The organism is Acanthopleuribacter pedis (genome assembly GCF_017377855.1).
Taxonomy (GTDB): Bacteria; Acidobacteriota; Holophagae; order Acanthopleuribacterales; family Acanthopleuribacteraceae; genus Acanthopleuribacter; species Acanthopleuribacter pedis.
Genome location: NZ_JAFREP010000003.1, coordinates 324388 through 344310 on the forward strand (window position 1 = coordinate 324388; position 19923 = coordinate 344310).

At 54.6% G+C, this 19923-nt stretch carries 13 protein-coding genes; 5 read left to right on the forward strand and 8 right to left on the reverse strand.

The window, feature by feature from the left end; genetic code table 11:
- Positions 1-457: 457 nt before the first annotated feature.
- The 3 genes from J3U88_RS04580 to J3U88_RS04590 all read right to left on the reverse strand — a co-directional run bounded on the left by J3U88_RS04580 (position 458) and on the right by J3U88_RS04590 (position 3649).
- The gene (locus J3U88_RS04580; protein WP_207857137.1) at positions 458-712 is read right to left on the reverse strand and encodes a hypothetical protein; all 255 of its coding nucleotides are present in this window, start codon (positions 710-712) and stop codon (positions 458-460) included.
- Positions 713-989: 277 nt separating this feature from the next.
- Positions 990-2135, reverse strand: a complete 1146-nt coding sequence (locus J3U88_RS04585) for a chymotrypsin family serine protease (RefSeq protein WP_207857138.1) — start codon at positions 2133-2135, stop codon at positions 990-992.
- A 530-nt stretch (positions 2136-2665) separates the two neighbouring features.
- A complete protein-coding gene (locus tag J3U88_RS04590; protein WP_207857139.1) occupies positions 2666-3649 on the reverse strand; it encodes an NAD(P)/FAD-dependent oxidoreductase in 984 nt (327 codons plus the stop codon).
- 344 nt (positions 3650-3993) lie between these two features.
- Between J3U88_RS04590 and J3U88_RS04595 the strand changes: the two genes are divergently transcribed.
- The 3 genes from J3U88_RS04595 to J3U88_RS04605 all read left to right on the forward strand — a co-directional run bounded on the left by J3U88_RS04595 (position 3994) and on the right by J3U88_RS04605 (position 6292).
- Positions 3994-4437, forward strand: a complete 444-nt coding sequence (locus J3U88_RS04595; protein WP_207857140.1) for a CesT family type III secretion system chaperone — start codon at positions 3994-3996, stop codon at positions 4435-4437.
- Between the two features lie 10 nt (positions 4438-4447).
- Positions 4448-5272: a hypothetical protein gene (locus J3U88_RS04600; RefSeq protein WP_207857141.1), complete on the forward strand. Its 825-nt coding sequence runs from the start codon at positions 4448-4450 to the stop codon at positions 5270-5272.
- Positions 5273-5458: 186 nt separating this feature from the next.
- The gene (locus J3U88_RS04605) at positions 5459-6292 is read left to right on the forward strand and encodes a hypothetical protein (protein WP_207857142.1); all 834 of its coding nucleotides are present in this window, start codon (positions 5459-5461) and stop codon (positions 6290-6292) included.
- Between the two features lie 116 nt (positions 6293-6408).
- Here J3U88_RS04605 and J3U88_RS04610 read toward each other — a convergent pair whose 3' ends face one another.
- A complete protein-coding gene (locus tag J3U88_RS04610; protein ID WP_207857144.1) occupies positions 6409-8472 on the reverse strand; it encodes a TonB-dependent receptor plug domain-containing protein in 2064 nt (687 codons plus the stop codon).
- Between the two features lie 1132 nt (positions 8473-9604).
- Between J3U88_RS04610 and J3U88_RS04615 the strand changes: the two genes are divergently transcribed.
- Positions 9605-11332 (forward strand): Ig-like domain-containing protein, encoded by a 1728-nt coding sequence (locus J3U88_RS04615; RefSeq protein ID WP_207857146.1) that lies wholly within the window; start codon positions 9605-9607, stop codon positions 11330-11332.
- Positions 11333-11467: 135 nt separating this feature from the next.
- Here J3U88_RS04615 and J3U88_RS04620 read toward each other — a convergent pair whose 3' ends face one another.
- Together J3U88_RS04620 and J3U88_RS04625 are read right to left on the reverse strand one after the other, a co-directional pair.
- The gene (locus tag J3U88_RS04620) at positions 11468-12670 is read right to left on the reverse strand and encodes a hypothetical protein (RefSeq protein WP_207857148.1); all 1203 of its coding nucleotides are present in this window, start codon (positions 12668-12670) and stop codon (positions 11468-11470) included.
- Positions 12671-13369: 699 nt separating this feature from the next.
- Complete coding sequence (locus J3U88_RS04625; RefSeq protein WP_207857149.1) at positions 13370-15712, reverse strand: AbfB domain-containing protein; 2343 nt, start codon at positions 15710-15712, stop codon at positions 13370-13372.
- Between the two features lie 657 nt (positions 15713-16369).
- Between J3U88_RS04625 and J3U88_RS04630 the strand changes: the two genes are divergently transcribed.
- The gene (locus tag J3U88_RS04630; RefSeq protein ID WP_207857151.1) at positions 16370-16777 is read left to right on the forward strand and encodes a DUF6072 family protein; all 408 of its coding nucleotides are present in this window, start codon (positions 16370-16372) and stop codon (positions 16775-16777) included.
- Here J3U88_RS04630 and J3U88_RS04635 read toward each other — a convergent pair.
- Positions 16774-17349, reverse strand: coding sequence for an NAD(P)H-dependent oxidoreductase (locus tag J3U88_RS04635; protein WP_207857153.1), 576 nt, complete (start codon positions 17347-17349; stop codon positions 16774-16776). The two genes, J3U88_RS04630 and J3U88_RS04635, sit on opposite strands and share 4 nt — an antisense overlap.
- Before the next feature lie 179 nt (positions 17350-17528).
- The gene (locus J3U88_RS04640) at positions 17529-19658 is read right to left on the reverse strand and encodes a S9 family peptidase (RefSeq protein ID WP_207857155.1); all 2130 of its coding nucleotides are present in this window, start codon (positions 19656-19658) and stop codon (positions 17529-17531) included.
- Positions 19659-19923: the final 265 nt, after the last annotated feature.

The window sequence follows — 19923 nt, forward strand, 5'->3', positions numbered from 1 at the left end:
GCGAAAAAGATTGATTTCGGTTTTATCTACGCGAGGCACCCACTTCCGGTAGTTAAACCTATGAGGCACTGATGCAAGGGGTTTTTGCTAAAGATCTGGAGCAAAATGGTTTGGAAAAAGCGGGCCGGGGTCGCGCACAACGCGCACCCACTGGGTGCGATGAGCATTGTTACAGGCCGTCGTAGCTCAGAGGTTTAGCAAGAATCACCGTGAGTTATCGCGCTTCTTAGGGGAAAACCATGAGGCTGCTCAATAAGTAAAGCTGGGTCTTGCACACCATCTTGGTGAAAACGATTCGCTTAATCGTGCGTGAGGCTCATGGTTTGTTTGTTTCAAGGTGTTTTTAAGGAATTTAGGTAGGGCTTACCCACTTTTCTGTTTGTAAAAATAGAAAAAGGCACGGTCAACCGAAGTTTTGGTGCCTTTGCTGCATTCAAGTGTTTGGCAAGGATCAAAATCAAAAGGCCACGAACTCTTGGTAATCCTCCACGGCCTCTAGTGGGATGAGAACTTGCTCACCGTTAAAATCGAAGGCGAGTTCCTTTGGCACGCGGTCTTTTTGCCCCTGGGTAACAGACACTCTCACGTGGGGACGCTTTTTGTTTAGTGGAATGCAGAACTGGACCGGTGAGATGTCGAGTGCTTGTTCTAATTCTGTAACATGTTTGTTTAAAAAGACTTGAAGGTCTTTGGCGTTTCTGATTTTTTCCAAGGATGTCTCCTCAAAAGCAATAAGGGTCAACACTTCTACTTATCAAAGGTGGTGTTTGGTTGGGAAAAAGTCAAGAACATATTTAATGTTTTTAGCCAAGTTTGGTCGCGAATTTTTCGTGCAAAGGTGGTTTTTCGAAGAACCAATCTTACAGTAGGATGCTTGGTTTGAGCAACAAGGTTATGGTGTTGATTGAAATGGAGGTTGCTTGATGGGTGATGCCGTTGGGAATTTAAGGTTTTGATGATTGAAAATGCGTATCTGTAAAGATAATTCCTCATGCAGTAATTACTCTCAAAGAAGGAATGTTTGAAACAGTTCGTAATTGATCCATGACATGGTGAATGGGGTTGACAAGTGTGTTCTTCGGGCTTCCTGCAAATAAGAGACCTACTAGCTCATGATGCTCATTTAACACACCGCTTCCGCTGTCGCCTCTGTCGCTAAATGGGCCGACATTATCAAGCGTTGGGGTAATTACTATTTGGTCTGTGAAATGAACTTTACCTGTTGGGTAATTAATTTTAGCCGTAGCTGCGATTGCTGTAACAATGCCTTCCGTGTATCCTGTTGTTCTACCCACTTTATAAACGTTTGTGGAACCTGTGATTTGTTCCGGGTTGGGTCCTTCCGCTAAAGGGGCTGCTTCGCCTAGGATACTTCCGCCAAAGCTGAGACGGGCTAATTCAGTCTTGTTTCTTCCTGAGTCGGTTAGCTTTGCTATTGCGGCGTCAACTTGGTTGTGTGGTGTGTTGTTGGAAGAGCTGAATTTAAATTTGACGGTGCTGGTTAACTTGGCGATTTCCAGTTGGGCGATGAGGCTGTTTAAAGTGGGCATCTGATTCAACTCATTTCCTGTTAAATCCAAGGTTCCAGGTTGAATTATGCTGTCATTTATTGTGGCACTATTGGAACCGCCGATGACATGGTTGTTCGAAACGAGGTAGGTATTTTTTTGATTATCCTCCAGGTAAAATCCAATGGTTCCGACACTTAGACTTGAAGGATAGGAATTGACTGGATTTGTGCAACCGATACCGCATCGCAAAGAGGAGAACCACTTTTGGGTGTCTATGGTTGCAGGTTTTCCACCATATAAACCTCTTTGATTTCGAGGGACACTAAAGTTCGAATTAATTGTGAACGCACCGCCGGATTCGACCACATCAATGTCAAACGGATCCTGGCTCGGACTTCCAGTAGAGTTAGCAAATACAGTATCGAATGATCTAATATTGTTTTGGCTGAGTTCTCGTTTTGATAACTTCTTGGGGACAAATGCAAGAATGGAGAAATCAGTGGCTTGAGCGAGAGGTTTTCCATCTTTACTGCCTATCGCAACCGCTTCAATGCCACTTCCTTGTGTGTCTAGAATATCCAAGCCATGATCTCCTATGACTTCTAGTGCGTCAGACAGTTTCATCATGTCCTCCCTTTGATTATTGAATTTCAGGAAGATTAACATGGATTTGTTTCTATCGGTCGGTTTTTTTTGGAAGATGTTGTGGTTGAGTGGCTGTCGGATTCTGAAGAGATAAACTTGAACTAAAGGCAATTAATAAAGCGTTTTGATTCTTGTTAATTAATTGAATATAAACGGTTTGTTCGTGGTTCGTGCCTGTCTAGGGTGGTGCTTGTTTGACTTAGGTTTTTTACCTACGTCCTGAGGCTCCACTTACTCTGAACACTTGTGAGAAAGCTGGATGTATTCTTCAGGTAGGGCTAGCCAGTGCCTTCTTCGCTGTACGCTACGCATTTCGGTGCTTCTCAGCGATTAACCCTGTTTTAATTCTGCATTTTCGATGCTTCTTTAATGTTGGCAACAGGAGAAAGATTTAGAGTTATCTGCTGATTGTTTTCCATAATGCAAATGTTGCGCGATCCTAGTGACTTTTTAATTTTAACCAGGCCTTCCTGGTAGAATTGATGCATCCTAAGCGTTGGATGATTACGCTACAACCGTTGGGTGATCGCCTTGGCGAGTTCGTGGCCGGATTGGAAGGCGGCTTCGACGCGGCCGCCAATGCACCAATCACCGCAGGCTGCCAGCCGTCGCTCCGCGTCGAGGAAAAACGGCGGCCCGTCCTGTTGGTCGATGATCGCGTAGCGCCAGCGGTGAACCGCGCGGTGTTTGGCGTGGCTTAGGTCTTGGCCGAGTAGGTCGCCGGTTGCTTGGGTGAGGGTCGTGATCACCGCGTGGTTGTCGTCTTCAAGATGCAACGCCGACCAATCGTGGGCCGCGTGAACCAGCAGGCTGGTTGCTTGGTTGCGGCCGGGTTTGCTGCTGTTAACCGCCATCCAGGAAATCGCCGCATTTTTGAAACGCGCCACCTCAAAATCCAAGAGGAGGGGCTGTTCGAAGCCGAGCATCAGCGCGAAGCAGGGTTGCATCCTCCGTTCTCTGATCACCGCGTGATGCGCAAAGGTAGTCGGCATCAGGGCGGCGGTTTGTTCCGCCGGCGCGGCGCAGACCACCCAATCGAACCGTCCCCGATCCCGGCCTTGATCGTCGTGAAGTCGCCAACCACCGTTCGCCGCCTCAAGCGTTTCGATGCGGGTTTGTCGCTGGAGGTTGAGCCCTTCGGCCAAGGCTTTGCCGATCGCGTTCATCCCGGGTACGCCGACGTAATGGGCGTTGTTTGCATCCCAGCTTTGGGTTGCGCCGCGACGGGAACCGTCAAAATCAACCACGCGCGCATCCCAACGCGCCGCGGCGCCGCGCGCAACCAAGTCAGCCACCACCGCCTGAAAAACCTTGGAACGTGCGGTGAAAAATTGCGCGCCGTGGTCGAAGGCGAAGGGATCGGCGCGTCGGGTCGAAAGGCGACCGCCCACCCCGCGTGATTTGTCAAAAAGGGTAACCTCGGCTCGGTTGTTTAAGGCGCGGGCCAGGGTGAGTCCGGCCATACCGGCACCAATAACGGCTATTTTCATCATAATGGGTTCCTCCGTGGGGTGGATGTGCGGCGCGTTCCATCTTAGCTCGCGTTTCGATTGGGATGGTTGGGGCCGATGTTTTCATTGCCCTCACGAGGGGGAGGGGCATGTCTCCCAATGTTTAGGCGTGTGATACCACGCTTTTGGGCGTTGTCGGGGAAGGGCCGCGCGCCCTGGACGAACAGGTGGCAAAGAACGGCACGACGATTTTTTTCGGTCATGTTGCAGGATTGAGGCGTGTAAAGGAAAAAGACCATTTTGTCCCAGGACATCGCTACGGCGGGTCCAAAAAACAACCGCGGCTAGGGGCACAGCCTTTATCCCGGCGAATGATGAGGGAATCCATGTCAAAAGAAACCGTAAACCGTTGGTTGGTCGATTTGCACGACGGCCTTGCTTTAGATGAACGAGGCCGCTGCTTCTTCAGCTATGGGAGCGATGACACACTCAAACTGAATGTGCCCTCGGACGGCGTTTCCTTTTTCCTGTCCAGTGTTTTGGTCAAAGGCCCGCTGGATCAGCCTGTGCAACATCAAGCGTTGCGCTTGAATCTCTTTCAAGAAAAAACCCGCGGCGGTGCTCTGGCCGTCGACGATAAAACCGGCGACTTGGTGCTTTGTTTCCGGCAACGCATTGCTGAGTGTGATTTCGTGCTCTTCCGCAACATCATCGCCAACTTCGCGGAAACGGTAACCGCCGTTCGACGTGAATTAATGGAAAAAGCCGTTCGCGCTGAACGGAAAAACGGAGCCGAGCGCGGTTTGCCGCGTCACGGCGTGTTTTGTTAAAGGAGCAATAATGTCTGGTTTAGAAGGTGGCGGTCTACAGCGGGTAGGCAGCAGAGAATCGGTTCATTCGACCGGTTCGAACGGTGATAAAAAGGCCGGAAAGAAACCTGGCGACGGCAAAAGTGCCGATCCCAAGGGTGGCGAGGACGATATGAAGGCGGCCACCACCGCGGTTGCCAAAAAAGCCGTCGTCAAGAAAGAAGGTTTCGATTTGGCACCGCTTCGGGCCTTGGCCAAGCAAGGGGTTCCGAAAGGCACCGTGACGAAGGCCGGGGTTACCAATGCGAATACGAGGGGGACCCTGATTCGGTTTGCGCCGGTTGAGGCCAAGTCCACCATGGGTGACGGCTATTTCGCCGGGGGTGCCAAACTGGATTCCGACAAGGTTGCGGTAGCCACCGCGCGCAAAATGGCGGAATACGATATGGATCCCGGATTCCAATTGGTGAATCATGAGGAATGGAACAGTCAACTGGGGGCCTCAATCGCCGCCGGGGTGAGCATGACGGTAAGCAGCGCGGGTTCTGACGGAACCATGGGTGGGGTTCTGAAGTCGCTGGACGGGACGCGCCTAAGGCTTCTGGATGCAGGGCAACGAAACAGCAGTGGCAAAGATTATGCCCAGTCGGGTAAGGCGACGTTTAACAAGTTGGGGCAGACTGATCTCTCGGAAATGGATGTGCGTCATGAAACGCCCACGCTGGGTCAGTTGGGCCGGGATTTACTGGGCTCGGAATTTGCCGCGTTACCGGATACCAAGGAAAACCGCGCATTGTTGACCGCTGTATTGGCTGATCATTTAACCCGCGAGGTTTCCCATCAAATCAATTCTTAATCCTCGGTACGGCCGCGGCGGGATTCGCCTCGTCCGTTTCGGCTGCAGGCCCAACGCAAGCGATGCGGTTCGTTCTTTTCTCGCGGAAACCGCGAGGCTTGTGCTGAAGGGCGTGGGCGCCGACGATCACACGTCTTGGATTCGCCCTTCTCGGGAATCGTTTTATGGATATTAAAAGGAGAATTTATGTCTGGTATTGACGGTAGCGGTGGCGGTATACAGCGATCCGTTAGTAAGGATTCCGTCCATTCGGCCGGTTCGGGTAAGGATCAAGGCAAAATTTCGCCGAAGCCCGGGGATCGCAAGGCCTCCGACCCCGAGCGGGGTGGTGGCGATATGAAGGAGGCCGCCGCGGCCACTTCTGGAAAACGCGTATCGGTGAAAACAGATGGGCTTGATCTAGAATCCCTTCGAGAACTGGCAGGGAAGGGGGTTCCCAGGGGTTCTGTAAGCGAGTCCGGCTTTACTCGAGCGAACGAAGGTGGGACCTTGGTTCGCTTTGCGCCCGCCGGGGTGGCGTCCACCCAGGGAGACGGCTACTTTACCGGCGGGTATAAACTGGATACCGATGCGGCCGCTGTGAAGATGACCAAGATGGCCGCCAAAATGAAAATGGCCCCGGATTTCGAACTCACCAGCCTTGATCAGTGGAATGACCGGTTGGGCACCTCGATTGGGCTCGGGGTGAGTTCGAGTGTGAATGCACCGGGTCAACAAAGCACCATGGGCGAAGTGATTGAAGCCATGCCGGAGGTATCCGTTCGCTTAATTGATTCGGGTGCCAAGCATGGTCGCCAAGAAGACTATGGCTACGCCGGAAAACGGACCTTCAACAAATTGGGGCGAAGGGATCTCAAGGAGATGCCGGTAACCCACGAAAGTCGAAGCCTGCCACAGATGGCGCGAGATTTGGGGCCCGAATTCGCCGCCCTACCTGATACACCTGAAAATCGCGGGTTGTTGATCGCGGCTTTAACCAATGCGTTGACCGAGGAAGTGTCGGCACGGATGAATGGCTGACGTTGTTTGTCCTGAATTGAGAAGGTCGGGCCCCACCGCGATACGGTGGCGGTTGGGCCCGACCTTCATCATAAGGGGTGTTGTTTTACCGCCGAACCCTCTGTGAACGCTTGTACTTAGAAGCGGTAACCGGCCTTCAGTTGGTAACTCACGCCGCGGTTGAGCACGTTTTGTGGGGCCAGGATTGCGGAGAGGCCCGGGCTGTACCATTCCTCGTCGGTGAGGTTGTACACGCTGAGTTCCACGTCCACGTTTTCGATCAGGTGGCGTTGCCGGTAGCGCGCGTGAAACACCGTCGCGTTGTCCATTTTCTCGACCGATTCCGGTGCCTGCACCAGACGGGTGCCGTGGTGGAAGCCGGTGAGACTAAACAAACCGCCGCGGCCGATCCGTTGGTAGAAACTCAGGGTGCCCTTGTGTTCCGGGGTGAACAGCCGGCGGCTGCCGTCGGCGTTTTCAGAGGAAACGTAGGTGTAGCCGAGGCGCAGGTCGCTGCCGCGGACCAGGCGCCACTTGAGGTCGAGTTCCAAACCTTGATCGCGGTCGCCGTCTTCCCCGTTGAAGTAGGGCTCATCCGTGTACAGGGCGAATTCCTGTTGAATGGTGCCTTCGTAGGTGCTGTAGAACAAGGAGAGGGTGGTGGCCAAGACGGGGCCCGGTGAGAAATGGGCGCTGGTCTCGTAGGTTTCGATGGTTTGCGCGTCCAGGTCGGGTGTGCCGCGCATGATGGGTAGGTTGCGGGTGTAGAGTTCGTTGTAGGTTGGGGCGCGGAAGGCTTTGCCGTAGAGCAGTTTGAAAACCCAGGTATCACCGACGTTGTAGACGCCGGCGAGGCGGGGGTTGATCGCATCGCCGAAATCGGCGAATTTGTCGTAGCGAATGCCGGCGGTGATGCCCCAGTGCTCGCTGGGGTAATAGGTGTCCTGCAAATACACCCCGGAGATGTTGCGGCTACGCGGTGAAACGAAGGAACCCTCACCTTCAACCACGGTCCAGTCGGTGGGGTTAATCGGCTCTGGTGAGAAGACTTGGGCCAAGGTGTAGTTGTACATGAGGTTGGCTTCCTCGATACCCTCGCGCGCCCACATGGCGCCGCCGATCACCTCGTGTTTGCCGCGCACGTAGTTGACGCGCATCTCAAATTCGAGGTTGTCGCTCGAATAATTCGAGCCACCCAGCCAGGGGATGTCTTGGGCCACCGTCCCGATAAACAGGTTTTCCGGTGCGATCACATAGGCCATATTGGCCTCGGCTTCGCTATAGCGTGCATTGCCCGTGATCGTCAGGTAGCGGTTGACCTCCCAATCATAGCCGGCCTGTAACCGGAACATTTCGCTGTCGTCGCGGTTGGTGTCGAAGGGTTCCCAATCGGTGGGGTTCTCAAAGAAGCCGAAGGGCATGTAATCGTCCATTTCCCGTTTGAACCAGTCCATGTGCAGGCTGAAATCCTCGTAACTCACCTTGAGGCCCAAGTCGATTTGTTCCTCGACCGGGTCGGTCACGCGGTGCTCGATGCCGGGTGTGCGCAAGTAACCCTCGGTGTAGGTGAATTCGTCGCCGTCGTCGCTGTAGGCGTTGGCGGTAAACAGGGTGTGGAGTTTGCCGCTGTTCCAGCGGTATTGGGTGCCGATGTCGACCGTGTCGAAACTGCCCGTGGCCAACGAGATCGATTGTTTGTCGGTGGTGCTGTAGGTGGACGAGATGATGTTGATCACGCCCACGTAGGCGTTGGATCCAAACAGGGTGGAGCCCGGACCGCGGATGATTTCAATACGGTCCACGTGGCGCAGGCTCATGTCCTTGATGTAGCTGAGGCCGCCGCCCGAGTACACGTCGTTCAAGCGCTGACCGTCGAGGAGGATCAGAATATCTTCGCCGAAATGGGTGGTGCGGCCGCGCATGCCGATGGTGGTGTGGCGCCCGAACATAATGGCGCGATTGGCTTCGATGCCGATGGAGAGATTGAGGATTTCCGAGAGGGTGCGCATGCCGCTGCGCTCAATTTCTGATCGAGAAATGATGCTGATGATGCCGGGTGCTTTGAGGGGTGTTGATTTGGACTTAAACAGCATGGTGACTTCGGTTTGGAGAATGTCCTCAATCGTCATCTTGTCGTAGTTCTGAGCGAAAAGGGAACAGGTTAGGGCGAACCCTAAAGCAAACAGCCGGGGGCGAAACATGGGTTTCTCCTTAACGAGGCGGGTTGCGGCGAAGCAGTGCGCCGGCCACCCCGAAAAAACGTCGTGAATGGGTGGGTCGGTGGTTGCCGTCCATGGGGTTGTCCGCGCGGAATCCGCCGACTTTGGGCACGGCAAAGCCTGCCCCCTGTAGCGGGGAAACACCGTGGTGGCTCGTGGGCAACAAAGGCATCGGTTCGGGCGACGCGGGTTAGCAAGGACCGGTGAATGGTGCCGTAAGAGGGGAGCGGCGTGTTGGGGTGAAGATCGGGGAGATCGCCGTGAAGAACATGAATTGTTGGTATGGATAAAATAAATATGCGTCTGGTTTATATTTGTGTCAAGGAAAATGTAAAAAAGTAAGCTGTCTAGGGTAGTGTAGCGTTCGTTGAAAAAATGAAATGATTGAAAATTGTTAAAGGGAAAATCCGTTCTTTCAATACGGCGGGGCGGGGTTCTATCCGGCTCGTGTACGAGGGCCCATTGCCCGTTCAGAGATTGATCTGGGGCCACGCTTGTGGGCTGGGAACCGCCGCCGCCCATGCTCTCGCGGGTAATGGCTCCGGGGGTGGCTCATGCTTGGAACGAGCCGGGGTGCAAACATCGAACTGGGGGTTAAGCTGAATGATGTCTTGGTGCGTTTCGGTCGAAGGCGGTAGCGTTTTTACGGTTGGATAAGAAATTTTGTTGCCATAGAAGAAGAGAAAAGTTATCGGTGAATGTTGGATTATCTGGCGAAACTTTGCTTGTTGGCGAAGGTTGTCGTCTTTTTGTAACATGGGTCCGGTGCGAAAAGACCGTCTCTCGATGCTTTATGGTTTATACGGACATCTGCTTGGGTTTCAGGCATGCGCCCTGTTTCGGCTTCGCCTATCGAGGTCGCTTAACCTTCTTCCTTCACGGGTCCTGTACCTTTGGTCGGCCCGTGTTTCATTGTTCAACATCCTTGCCGAGATCGGCTTGGCGTGATCGCGCACGCCTCGTGCCATTTTCTAACGCGAACCCGAGCCTATTTACTGTCTCGACCTATCCAGCCACAGAACAACAACGCGCCGTGAACCCGCCACGGGTCAGGCTTTGCACCGCGTTCCCCGCGGTTCCCGTCGCACCACGTGTTGATTAGGAGTATTTCCTTATGAAGAAGCCTCTTGCTTCTCTGGTTTTCGCCTTGTTCGCCTTTACGGCTGCCTGGGCGCAAACCGAAACCACCGCTTATGAAGACCGTTACACCACCACTTGGGATCAAACCCTGCATGTTGCCGCGCCCGGTTTGTTGCAAAACGACCATTCCGCCGCGGGCGGCTTGACCGCATTCCTCGCCGAGGCGCCCCAGGCCGGGACCCTCAGCCTCAATGTCGACGGTTCTTTTGATTTCTCCCCGACAGACGGTTTACAAGGCCCGGTGACCTTTGTCTACGGCGTTGAAGACCAACAAGGTTCCACCGGTTACGCCACCGTGACCATCCAAGTGAATCCGGGCAACAAAGCACCCTTGGCCGTCGCGGACTACTATTCTGTTGCCGCCGGGCAAACCTTAACCGTACCCGCCGCCGGGGTTCTGGCCAACGACATCGACCTTGACGGCGACACCCTGACCGCATCCATTTTGACCGCGCCTCAATCCGGTGTGATCAGCTTGCAAGAAGACGGTGGTTTTTCCTATGAAGCCGCCGCCGACGCCTCCGGCGATCACCGCTTTACCTACCGTGTCAGCGACAGTGCCGGTGCCCAATCCGAGGGCGTGGCCTTCATCACCGTAACCAGCGCGAGCTTGCCCGAGGCCGTTGCCGACACCTTTTCGGTTACCGCCGGCGCCGGCGCCGACCTCGACGTACTCGCCAATGACAGCGATCCCGACGGCAACAGCTTGACCGTGGTGGCCGCGACCCAACCGACCGAGGGTGATGTCAGCTTCGATGAAAGCGGCGTGCGCTACACCGCGCCCGCCGACTTTGAAGGCCGCACCCAGTTCTCCTATACCGTAAGCGACGGTGTGTTCCGCGCCACCGCGATGGTGACCGTGGATGTGACCGGCGGCAACCTGCCCCCCGTGGTGGTTGACGACCGTCACGACATTCCCCGTCACATGCCCTTGTTCTTCGATCCCCTGGGCAACGACTACGACCCCAACGGCGACGAACTCACGATGACCTGGCTGTCCGAGGCGCAACACGGCGCTTTGAGCCAAACCCCGCACGAGTGGGTTTACCAGCCAGGCGACAGTCGTGAGAACGTGCAAGAAGTGCTTGATTATGAGGTGTTTGACGGCGTGAACCGGGTAGTGGGCCAGGTGGTCATCAACATCACCGGCAACCACGCGCCCGAGGCCAATGACGACAGCTATACCGTGTACGTCAACCCCCGTTTCCCCACCCGTTTGCCCTTGACGGCCAACGACCGCGACATCGACGGCGACCGCCTGACCATTTCGCGGTTTACCTCCGTGGGCAGCAGCAACCTGTACGTGATTCCCTACGGCGACGACCAAACCTTGATGGCAACCGCGATCCGCGGCGGCACCTTCACCTTCACGTACTGGGTGACCGACGGCATCCTTGAGGATTCCGCCACCGTCACCATCACCGTACCCGGTCCCGGGGCCAGTGTCGCCAACGACGACGCCTACACCTTGCGCGTGGGCGAGTCCTTGCGCCTGAACACCTTCGCCAACGACGTGTACTACGGGCACAACCCCTACCGCGCGCCCGAGCACACCAATCCCGGCCACGGTGCCTTGATTTGGGCCAACGGCGATTGGACCTACATGCACATGTCCGGTCAGGCGGCGGAAACTTCGTTCACCTACACCTTGCCCGGCGGCTCCACCGCAACGGTAAACCTCACCATTTTGCCGAACGAATAAGCCTTCGCTTGTGAGCAAAACGAAGCCGGCGGGGTGAAAGTCCCGCCTGTTCCGTGGTGTCGGAGGATATTAATCAAACGTTAGGGTTTCGTGTATGTAACAAATGGTGCTCTTTTGAGTGGGCATGCAAAAAAATTACAGGTTTCTCTTGGGATCGCCTGAGTATTCGGGTTTAAGTCTTGCTAAAAGGCCAAAAGGGTGGTCATCATCAAGTGAGGCGTGTGATGGATCCTTTATTAAAACTATCGAATGTTTATTTTCCAGGAACCGGAGATTTCTCTTTGAAGTGATAAAGAGTATGGTGCCATTGTGAACATCTTTGAAGCCAGACAAGCCACTTATCAAACGCCTTTCAAGGAGTTGTTCGCCATCATTAGAGAATGGAACATAACCGCGCATACCAACTTTGACCAACTGTAACTCTGGTAAGCTGATTATCTCTTGGACATAGCCGTGATAGTTAATTAACCACCTGCGAGCTTTCTTGTCAGAAAGATCTAGGTTGTCATAATGCTCCTGGGTTAACGGGTCGGGGACACGGATAGGGATAATGTTCTCGGTGAGTGTCACGAAGTCATAAATTTGAAGGGATGAGAATTCAGGACTTCCTACCCAATACTTGGTGCCGATCTTGTGAAGGTCATAGATAGAGCTAGGCGCGTATTTATTCTCGTGTTCTAGGTTTCTGCTTCCAATGGGTTCTTTTAAATCAAGTCGTGTTATTTTTCCTTCTTCATTCCAAACAACATGAGCTTTTCCACTTCTGATGTTCGGACGATCACGAATCTGAAGATTGCTAAAAACAATTTCTTCGGCCGTCTCCCAATGAAAGGCAGCCGGTCTTGGCAGCCAGGCTCCGTCTGTTAATGAAGGATTATCGACGTTCAGAGAAAATTGATGGTTACCTTTGTCATTGAAGACGATGATTTGCCCTCTAAACAAGTCCCAAAATGCAACTTGGTTGCCGAAGATTTTGGTAGCATACTCCAGTCGGTTGATCTCTCCGGGGCCTTCACCTTTAATAGCAATGACTCGGTCGAATGTCCCATCCAGGTGATATCTGTAAAGCTCATCGCCTGAATCGTTGGTGAGAAAAATACTGGATGAGTTTAAGATAGCGCATTTTGCCCGTTCAAAAAGTATTTCCGGCCTTTGTTCAAGTGGGAATGTTGTATCGAAATGGAAAAGCTGTGAGAAAAATTTTAATTCTTCTAGTTTTTGGGTTTGTTGATTCGGTGCGGGCGATGCAACTGGTTTCGTGCTTTGCCTTGCAAGCAGTTGAAAGCAAAGGTAGATCAGCCCGGTCAAAAATAGAAGAAGCGGTAGTTTTTTCATCATAATGGTTCGCAAAGGCTTTCACACCATAAAATGAAATCGCTACACTGTCCCCCAAAGCCACTGTCTGAGCAATCATCCCGGAACATTATTCTGCAGTTTGGGAGAATTCCAGGAGCGCAGAAATACACATCGCAGGTGACTGTAATAGTTCCATAACAATGGCAGTTACACGTGTAACTGTTTGTACCCTTATATTGTTGCATCGTAAAAACAGATGCCTTTGCTTCAGTTGGAGGAGAAATGAAGGTGCCAAGTACAAAGAACAACAAGCCAAAGCAGGAGAGAAAAGAGCTTCTGTACATGTTGATAGCCTCGCGGTTATGAAAACCATCTGTAGAGGACATTGATAATTTAGATCGCGAAGGAACGCGGCAAGGTTAAAGAAGTTGATACGAGGAAAACAATTTGTTTTCTTTTTATCATTATGGTTTAGATATTTCAATAGAAAACGAGTGGTTTTTGCAAGTGAAATATCGCAAGATATTGAGGAGAAACAGCTTTGGAAAGGAGGAACCGAACTTGCCGGGTGCGGTCGTGCGTGACCCCGGCTCGATCAAGTAACACGGAAGCCCCCCTCGCAATCGCATGGCTTTCCCCGTAGAAGATTTCCTTGCGTGAAATGCGGGCTAGAAATTTTGTTGGCTAGAAAATAAAAAAGGCGAGGACTAGCCCCGCCTTTTCTACCACGCTTGCTGCGATCTACAAGCGCAGGTTGAGGTACCAGAAGTGGCAGGGATCGTCGCCCCGCTGTTTTTGGACCAGCACATTGCTGCCGCTGTCGCTACAGCCGCCCGCGACCAAATCTTTGCCGCTGAAGCGGTTGATCAGGCGGACGCTGCCGTTGGGTTGCTGTTCTACCGCCCATTGCTGCCGTTCGGTTTCAGGACCCGCTGAGAAGGCGAGCGGGGCGTTGTCGTCGGCGGCGCAGGGACCGTCGCTTTCGCAGTCGACCACCGTCAAGGGACCGGCGCTGAAGCTGCCGTGGATGAAGAAGAAACCATCGTCGCCCTGGCGGAGGAACCAGGTATTGCATCCGGCTGCATCCTCGGTTTCGAGGGTGGGCTGCTCCCCGGCAATGGCCTCACAGGGCGCGCGGCTGATCAGTCGGCCGTCGGCCACGGAAATCATGTTGTAGGCCGCGTTCATGAACGTGTGGCCTGATGTGGGTTGCAGTGCAAATTCCGAAACACCGTCAACGGTCAACACCTGGCCGCCAACCACGGCGGTGAAGGTGGCGGTCCCGTTTGCATTCAAACGCGGGTTCCAACGTTCACACTCGCTGAAGGCGGGATCGGCTAATTCGAGGCTGCCGTCGTTGTTGTATTTCAGGAGGCGGTTGGTACCCGTGTTGGCCAGGTGGTATTCGCCGTTGCCGAGGTTGTTCAGGTGCCACTTGCTACCGAGCGTCTCGGATGAAAGCACCAACTGACCGGAGGACCAGGCCAAGGTCCGGTTGCTGCCGGGATCGCGCAGGATGAGGTTGCCGGAGTGGACCGGGTTGTCGAAGAAGGTAGGCGCGGTTAAGACGCGTCCGTTGCGGACCGTGACCTGGTGGACGCGGTCGCCTTCGAGGGTGGGCACGAAGGTTGAGGGCGTCGCCAAACTGTTGCCGGACGTGGCGCTGTTCAGGCTGAGGATGGGTGCTTTCATTTCGAGCCACTGATCGCTGCCGGCCGGGTTGATGAAAAAGACACGGCCGTTTTGATCGGAAGCACTGCCGTCTGTCTCGCGCAGGTTGGCGCCGCTCAGGATCAATGCCGCGCCGGGGTTGGGGAAGGACAAGCTGTTGCTGGTTTCGGCAGAGATGCGTGACAGGACGGGTGCGCCGGCGAAAAAGCGACCGGTTTGTGCGCTGGGTTTGGTGCCCGTCGTGTCGACAGGACCCCAGTCGCGACCGTTGCTTGAGGTGCGCAGGAACACCGCGCAATCGCTGTCACAGGTTTCATAAGCCATCACATAGCGGTCGGCTGCAGCTTGGACAATGGAAAACTTGCCCAGGGCACCCAGTTGGACCACGGTTTGGGGCGCGCCCCAGGTAAAACCGTCGGTGGCGGATTGGCGCACCAGAACACGCGCCGAGCCCTCCGCGCGGGTGTAGAACAGCGCTAGTTCACCGTTGCCGTCAACCATCAATGCGGGATCCGCGATCAACCCCGGTACCTGTTGGACGGGTACCGAGTGGTATTGCCAGGATTGGGCCAGGTTGCCGCTGAGGTTGATGCGAATGGCGGAGGTGGCGGGGCCGGGTCCGCTCGTATCCCGAACGACCGTGGCCGAGAGCAGAGAGCCCGCGTACAGGAAACCCACCGTTTGCGGGACTTCGAACAGGTTGGCGTCGGTTGCTTGTTGCGTGGTGGAGAAACGTTCCCAGGAGGCGCCGTCGTCCAGGCTTTCGTAATAGGTGGCGAAACCCGAGTCATGTTTGGCGACGGCGATTAGGCGACCGTTGTTTTGCCCGTTGGCGCTGAGGCGAACCACATCGGGTTGGGAAACCACCGCGCCGGCGATTTGTTGTTCGCTGCCGAACGGCGTGGCCTCGGCATGGTCCAAATACCAGGTGTTAAAGATGGCGTCCTGCGCGCCGACCGTGCGGATCACCATGCGAAACTGTCGGTGCTGCACAAAATGATCGGGTTCGCTAACCGATTCAAAGGTGAAGCCGTTCGCGTGGGTGGTCGCTTGCCGGGGCACAAATGAAGCGGCCGCGTGAAAGCGATAGTTCTTTTGGTCGCGGGTCATGCGGAGGTCGCCGCGGGTGTTGTGGAGGAAGTGGCCGGGTTGGAGAACGGATTCAAAGCTGACGCCGTAGCCGACCAGACCGGGCGTGATCTTAAAGGTGGTGTTTTTTTCGAAGTTGGCCAAGCACGAACTCTTGCGGGAAAGCCAGAGTTCGCGGCCGTCGCGGACGTTGACGTAGAGACCGTCGCCGACGACGGCGCGAAGTTGAACGGTTTTGCCAGTCAGTTGTGAGGAAAGGTCTTGTGCTTTGGCGAGGGGAAGCGCGCACACAACCAGAAACAATAAACGCATTGGGATGAACATAAAAACTCCTCGTTGGCATGGACCGGCGGCCCACGCCTCGGTTAACCCGTGGCTCATCACGGGGGCTGAGATGGGATTGGGATCGCGCCGTCGGGGTCTGGATAAAGGAGCCGTTGGTACCGAGTGGCTTTCGGTCGGTGAGCAAGGATGGAATCGACCCAAGGTGACGGTGCAACCGGGGGAAGCCGGGTGCGTTGATCCGTGATCCATGTCACGCTAAGAGCGAAAACGAGGCCAACACACGAAAAAATGAATGCTGGAAACGGGCTCCAGTGAGGGCGCGCCTTGTGTTTTCAACGGCTTGCGTTTGATTGTTAGAACCCTGTGAGGGGCGTTTTTTGTGGAACACTAGGTAAAAGTTGAGTTTTACGTAAATATAAGTTGGTGTGGGGTCGGTATAAAGGGCACTCGACATGTCACTTTGGTGGGTTCAGGTGTCATTTACGCGGGTACACTTTGGGGCCGGGGTGTTGGTTGTTCCCACCAGGTCGTTAACCGTTCCACCGATCAACGATAACCAACCCCGGAAACTTTGATCCGCCGCGTGCGTCCTTCCGGGCGGGAAAAAGCACTGTTCCAGCAAGCCGCTTTGGTCTAAACTCGAAACCATCAGCGCTCATCCTCATATTTGTTTGATCCCTTTTGAAGGAGCCGTTTATGTCTCAAGAGAAAAAAGGTGCTTTTTCTGATTCCGTCCTGAATCGCGGTGTCAAAATCGCCGGTGAAGCCTTGCTGACGCCCGGCTCCTCGCTCCTCGTTGACGGCCAGTTCAAAAAAGGGTTGGCCCACGTCGGCGGTGGTTTGGTGGCCGGTCTGGTGCTCGGCCCCATCGGCCCGCTGCTCGTTGCCGCCAATTCCTATTGTCAAAGCGTGGGCGGTCGCAACCTGGTGGAAACCTTCACCAAACCCAATGATTTACGCGACCAACCGTTGTCCAACAAAGTCGCCGCGGCCGTGGACGAAGGCGTGCCGCTCGAGGACCTCCAGCAGGATATCGCCGAGGATGTGGAAGACCTCTACGCCGAGCGCAGCCACCAAAATGAAGGGGCGGACGCGGTGAACTAATCCGCCCGGCGGCCGATGCCTTCGACCATCGACAACCAGCTTTCTTTGCGACAGTTCGCCGCCATTTTCAGCGGTCCCAGCGAGGTGATTTTTACCGGATCCACCCCGCAAAATTCCAGCACCGTTTTACGCATCATCGTGTGGACCGGTGCGCCGTACAGCAGCTTGTAGATCATCGGCGGCGAATCCATGGTCGTGATCACCCGCGCGCTTCTGCCCGCCAACAGCTTGGTGGGCAAGGGACCGCAATCAAAGCGAAAGGCAAATCCCGGTAAAAAAATTCGGTCGATGAGTCCTTTGAGCGCCGCCGGCATGGCGCCCCACCACACCGGGAAAATCCAGACCGTGTGATGCGCCCACCTCACCGCTTCCTGAACCGCGACCAAATCCGGCTCCAGGTTTTGCTGTTCGTCGTAGCCCTCGCGCAGTACCGGATCAAAGGCCAGATCGCCGACCGAAAACACGCGTACCTGGTGGTCTTTGGACAGCGCGCCCTGTTGGTAGGCCTCGGCCAAGGCGCCGCAATAACTGTCTCGTTTGGGGTTGCCGTTAATGATGCAAATCTTTTTCATGCTCACTCCCTCAGGTGCTACCACCTTAAAGGTTGGTGAAAATAAACGCGATCAAAAAACGTAACTCCTGAAATACCGTGAGGTTAGCCTTGGACAGGCGATTTTCGGTCCTGAACGGGACAAGAAAAAACCCCGGCCATCCTGAGATGCCGGGGTTTTCCAAGGTGATCCGTGATCCGTTACTTGTCGATGCCCGATAAATCGAGGAAAAACGCCGTGATCAGCGCCATTTCCTTCAGGCGGTTGAAACGGCCCGAGGCGCCGCCGTGGCCCGCGTCCATGTTGGTGTCCAGCAGCAGCAAGTTGTCGCCGGTTTTGAGCGCGCGCATTTTGGCGACCCATTTGGCCGGTTCCCAGTACTGTACCTGGGAGTCATGCAAGCCGGTGGTAACCAACAGGTTGGTGTAGTTGGCCGCGGTGATGTTGTCGTAGGGGGAGTAGGACAAAATGTACTGGTATTCGGCTTTTTTGTTGGGGTTGCCCCATTCGTCGTACTCACCCGTGGTCAGCGGAATGCTGGGATCGAGCATGGTGGTGATGACGTCGACAAAAGGCACCGCCGCGTGGATGCCGCGGAAGAGTTCGGGTTCCATGTTCAAAACGGCACCCATCAGCAAACCGCCGGCGCTGCCGCCCCGTGCGAACAACAGGTCCTTGTCCGCGTAACCCTTGTCGATCAGGTGTTTGCCGCAATCGATGAAGTCGGTAAAGGTGTTTTTCTTGTTCATCATTTTGCCGTCTTCGTACCAAGCCCGGCCTTTGTCCTGGCCGCCGCGAATGTGGGCGATTGCGTAGCCAAAACCGCGCTCAAGCAAGCTCAAACGGCTGGAAGAGAAACCGATACGGGCCGAGGAGCCGTAGGAACCGTAGGCATACAGCAGCACGGGTTTTTTGGCGGCTTTCTTGAACCCCTTGGGGTAAACCATGGATACCGGCACTTTTTTGCCGTCGCGGGCGGTGACTTCAATGCGTTCGGAAACGTACTTGGAGGGGTCGAATCCGCCGAGGATCTCGTCTTGTTTCAGCAAGGTCCCTTTGCCGGTGACCATGTCGTAATCCCACACCTGTGAGGGCGTCACCAGACTCTGGTAGCTGACGCGGAGTTTGGTATTGGAAGGATCACGGTTGGCCATGCCGCCGAGGGAGTAGATGGAATAAACTTCTTCGTCGAATTTGATTTGGGTGCGTTTGCCGCTTTTCAGATCAATGACCGACAGGCCGGAAATGCCGTTGTCGGTTTCGCTGAGGACGAGGTGGTTGTTGAACAGGTCCAGGCCGCGGATCAGAACATCCTCGCGGGGGGCGACCACTTGCTGCCAAGAAGATTCGGCCCAATCGCTGTCCTTGGTTTTCATGACCTTGAAGTTGAGCGCATTGCGGTTGGTCATGACATAAAAGTGGTTGTCGAGATGGTCGACGCGGTACTCGTGGCCGCGTTCCCGTTTCAGGAAGACGCGCGGCGCTTCCGTGGGTTTGTCGGCGGGGATGACCTGGACTTCATCTTCAACCGTTTGCCCGGAGTGAATGAGCACGTATTTGCCGGACGTTGATTTGTAGGTACCGCAGTTAAAGGTCTCGTCTTTTTCATGGAAGACCAGCGTATCTTTGTCGCCGCCCAGTTCATGGCGCCAAATTTGGTAACTGCGCAGGGTGCCTTCTTCGCGTTTGGTGTAGAAAAAAGTTTTGTTGTCGTTGGCCCAGGTGATGTTGGCCGTACCCGCGTCGATGGTTTCTTCCAGGTGTTTCCCGGTGCTCAGGTCTTTGACGCGGATCTGGTAAATGCGGCGGCCGCGGGTGTCGACCCCGTAAGCCAGCAGGTTGTTGTTGGGGCTGACCGCGAGGCCACGCACCGACATGAAGGAATGGCCCTCGGCCAGCTTGTTGACGTCGAGGATGACTTCTTCCGCCGCTTCCATCGAGCCCTTGCGGCGGCAGTAAATGTCGTACTGTTTGCCCTCTTCCTTGCGGGAATAATAATAGTAACCTTGGAACAAAACAGGAACCGAGCTGTCGTCCTGTTTGATGCGCCCTTTCATTTCTTCGAACAGCGCTTCCTGCAAGGCTTCGGTATGGGCCATTTTGCTTTTGGTGTAGGCGTTTTCTTGGTTGAGGTACGCCAGTACCTCGGGATCTTCCCGTTGGTTTAACCAATAGTAATTGTCGATGCGAACATCGCCGTGTTTTTCCAATTTCTTAGGAACTTTTTTCGCGATGGGTGCTTTAGGACTGGTGAGGGTGGGATCGGCACCGGCCGTCAAAAACGCGGCGGCGGTGGCCCACAAAGCGAGTAAAAACAATCGTTGGTACATAAATGAAACCTGCTTCTAAATGGATAGGCGGAGGCCGTTTCTCGGTGGAAAACCGAGGCCGGCGGGCCGGTCAGGTGAAGAGACCTAAAAAAAACGCGGAGAAAACGGCCCAAAAGGTTCATGGTTCCGCGCCTTTCCTCCATGTCACCCACTTTTGGCGCTTCCGTTGCGATGCCCAGCATACACCGAGCCAATTTTTTTCGGGATTTATTTGGTGGGGCCTAGGCTTTCCGGGTTGGCGATTTGGGGAGACATTGCTTATTTT

Excerpts from the sequence above, each read along its gene's own strand:
- J3U88_RS04585 (WP_207857138.1), bottom strand. The coding sequence starts at position 2,135 with ATGAAACTGTCTGACGCACTAGAAGTCATAGGAGATCATGGCTTGGAT.
- J3U88_RS04590 (WP_207857139.1), bottom strand. The coding sequence starts at position 3,649 with ATGATGAAAATAGCCGTTATTGGTGCCGGTATGGCCGGACTCACCCTG.
- J3U88_RS04595 (WP_207857140.1), top strand. The coding sequence starts at position 3,994 with ATGTCAAAAGAAACCGTAAACCGTTGGTTGGTCGATTTGCACGACGGC.
- J3U88_RS04600 (WP_207857141.1), top strand. The coding sequence starts at position 4,448 with ATGTCTGGTTTAGAAGGTGGCGGTCTACAGCGGGTAGGCAGCAGAGAA.
- J3U88_RS04605 (WP_207857142.1), top strand. The coding sequence starts at position 5,459 with ATGTCTGGTATTGACGGTAGCGGTGGCGGTATACAGCGATCCGTTAGT.
- J3U88_RS04610 (WP_207857144.1), bottom strand. The coding sequence starts at position 8,472 with ATGTTTCGCCCCCGGCTGTTTGCTTTAGGGTTCGCCCTAACCTGTTCC.
- J3U88_RS04615 (WP_207857146.1), top strand. The coding sequence starts at position 9,605 with ATGAAGAAGCCTCTTGCTTCTCTGGTTTTCGCCTTGTTCGCCTTTACG.
- J3U88_RS04620 (WP_207857148.1), bottom strand. The coding sequence starts at position 12,670 with ATGATGAAAAAACTACCGCTTCTTCTATTTTTGACCGGGCTGATCTAC.
- J3U88_RS04625 (WP_207857149.1), bottom strand. The coding sequence starts at position 15,712 with ATGTTCATCCCAATGCGTTTATTGTTTCTGGTTGTGTGCGCGCTTCCC.
- J3U88_RS04630 (WP_207857151.1), top strand. The coding sequence starts at position 16,370 with ATGTCTCAAGAGAAAAAAGGTGCTTTTTCTGATTCCGTCCTGAATCGC.
- J3U88_RS04635 (WP_207857153.1), bottom strand. The coding sequence starts at position 17,349 with ATGAAAAAGATTTGCATCATTAACGGCAACCCCAAACGAGACAGTTAT.
- J3U88_RS04640 (WP_207857155.1), bottom strand. The coding sequence starts at position 19,658 with ATGTACCAACGATTGTTTTTACTCGCTTTGTGGGCCACCGCCGCCGCG.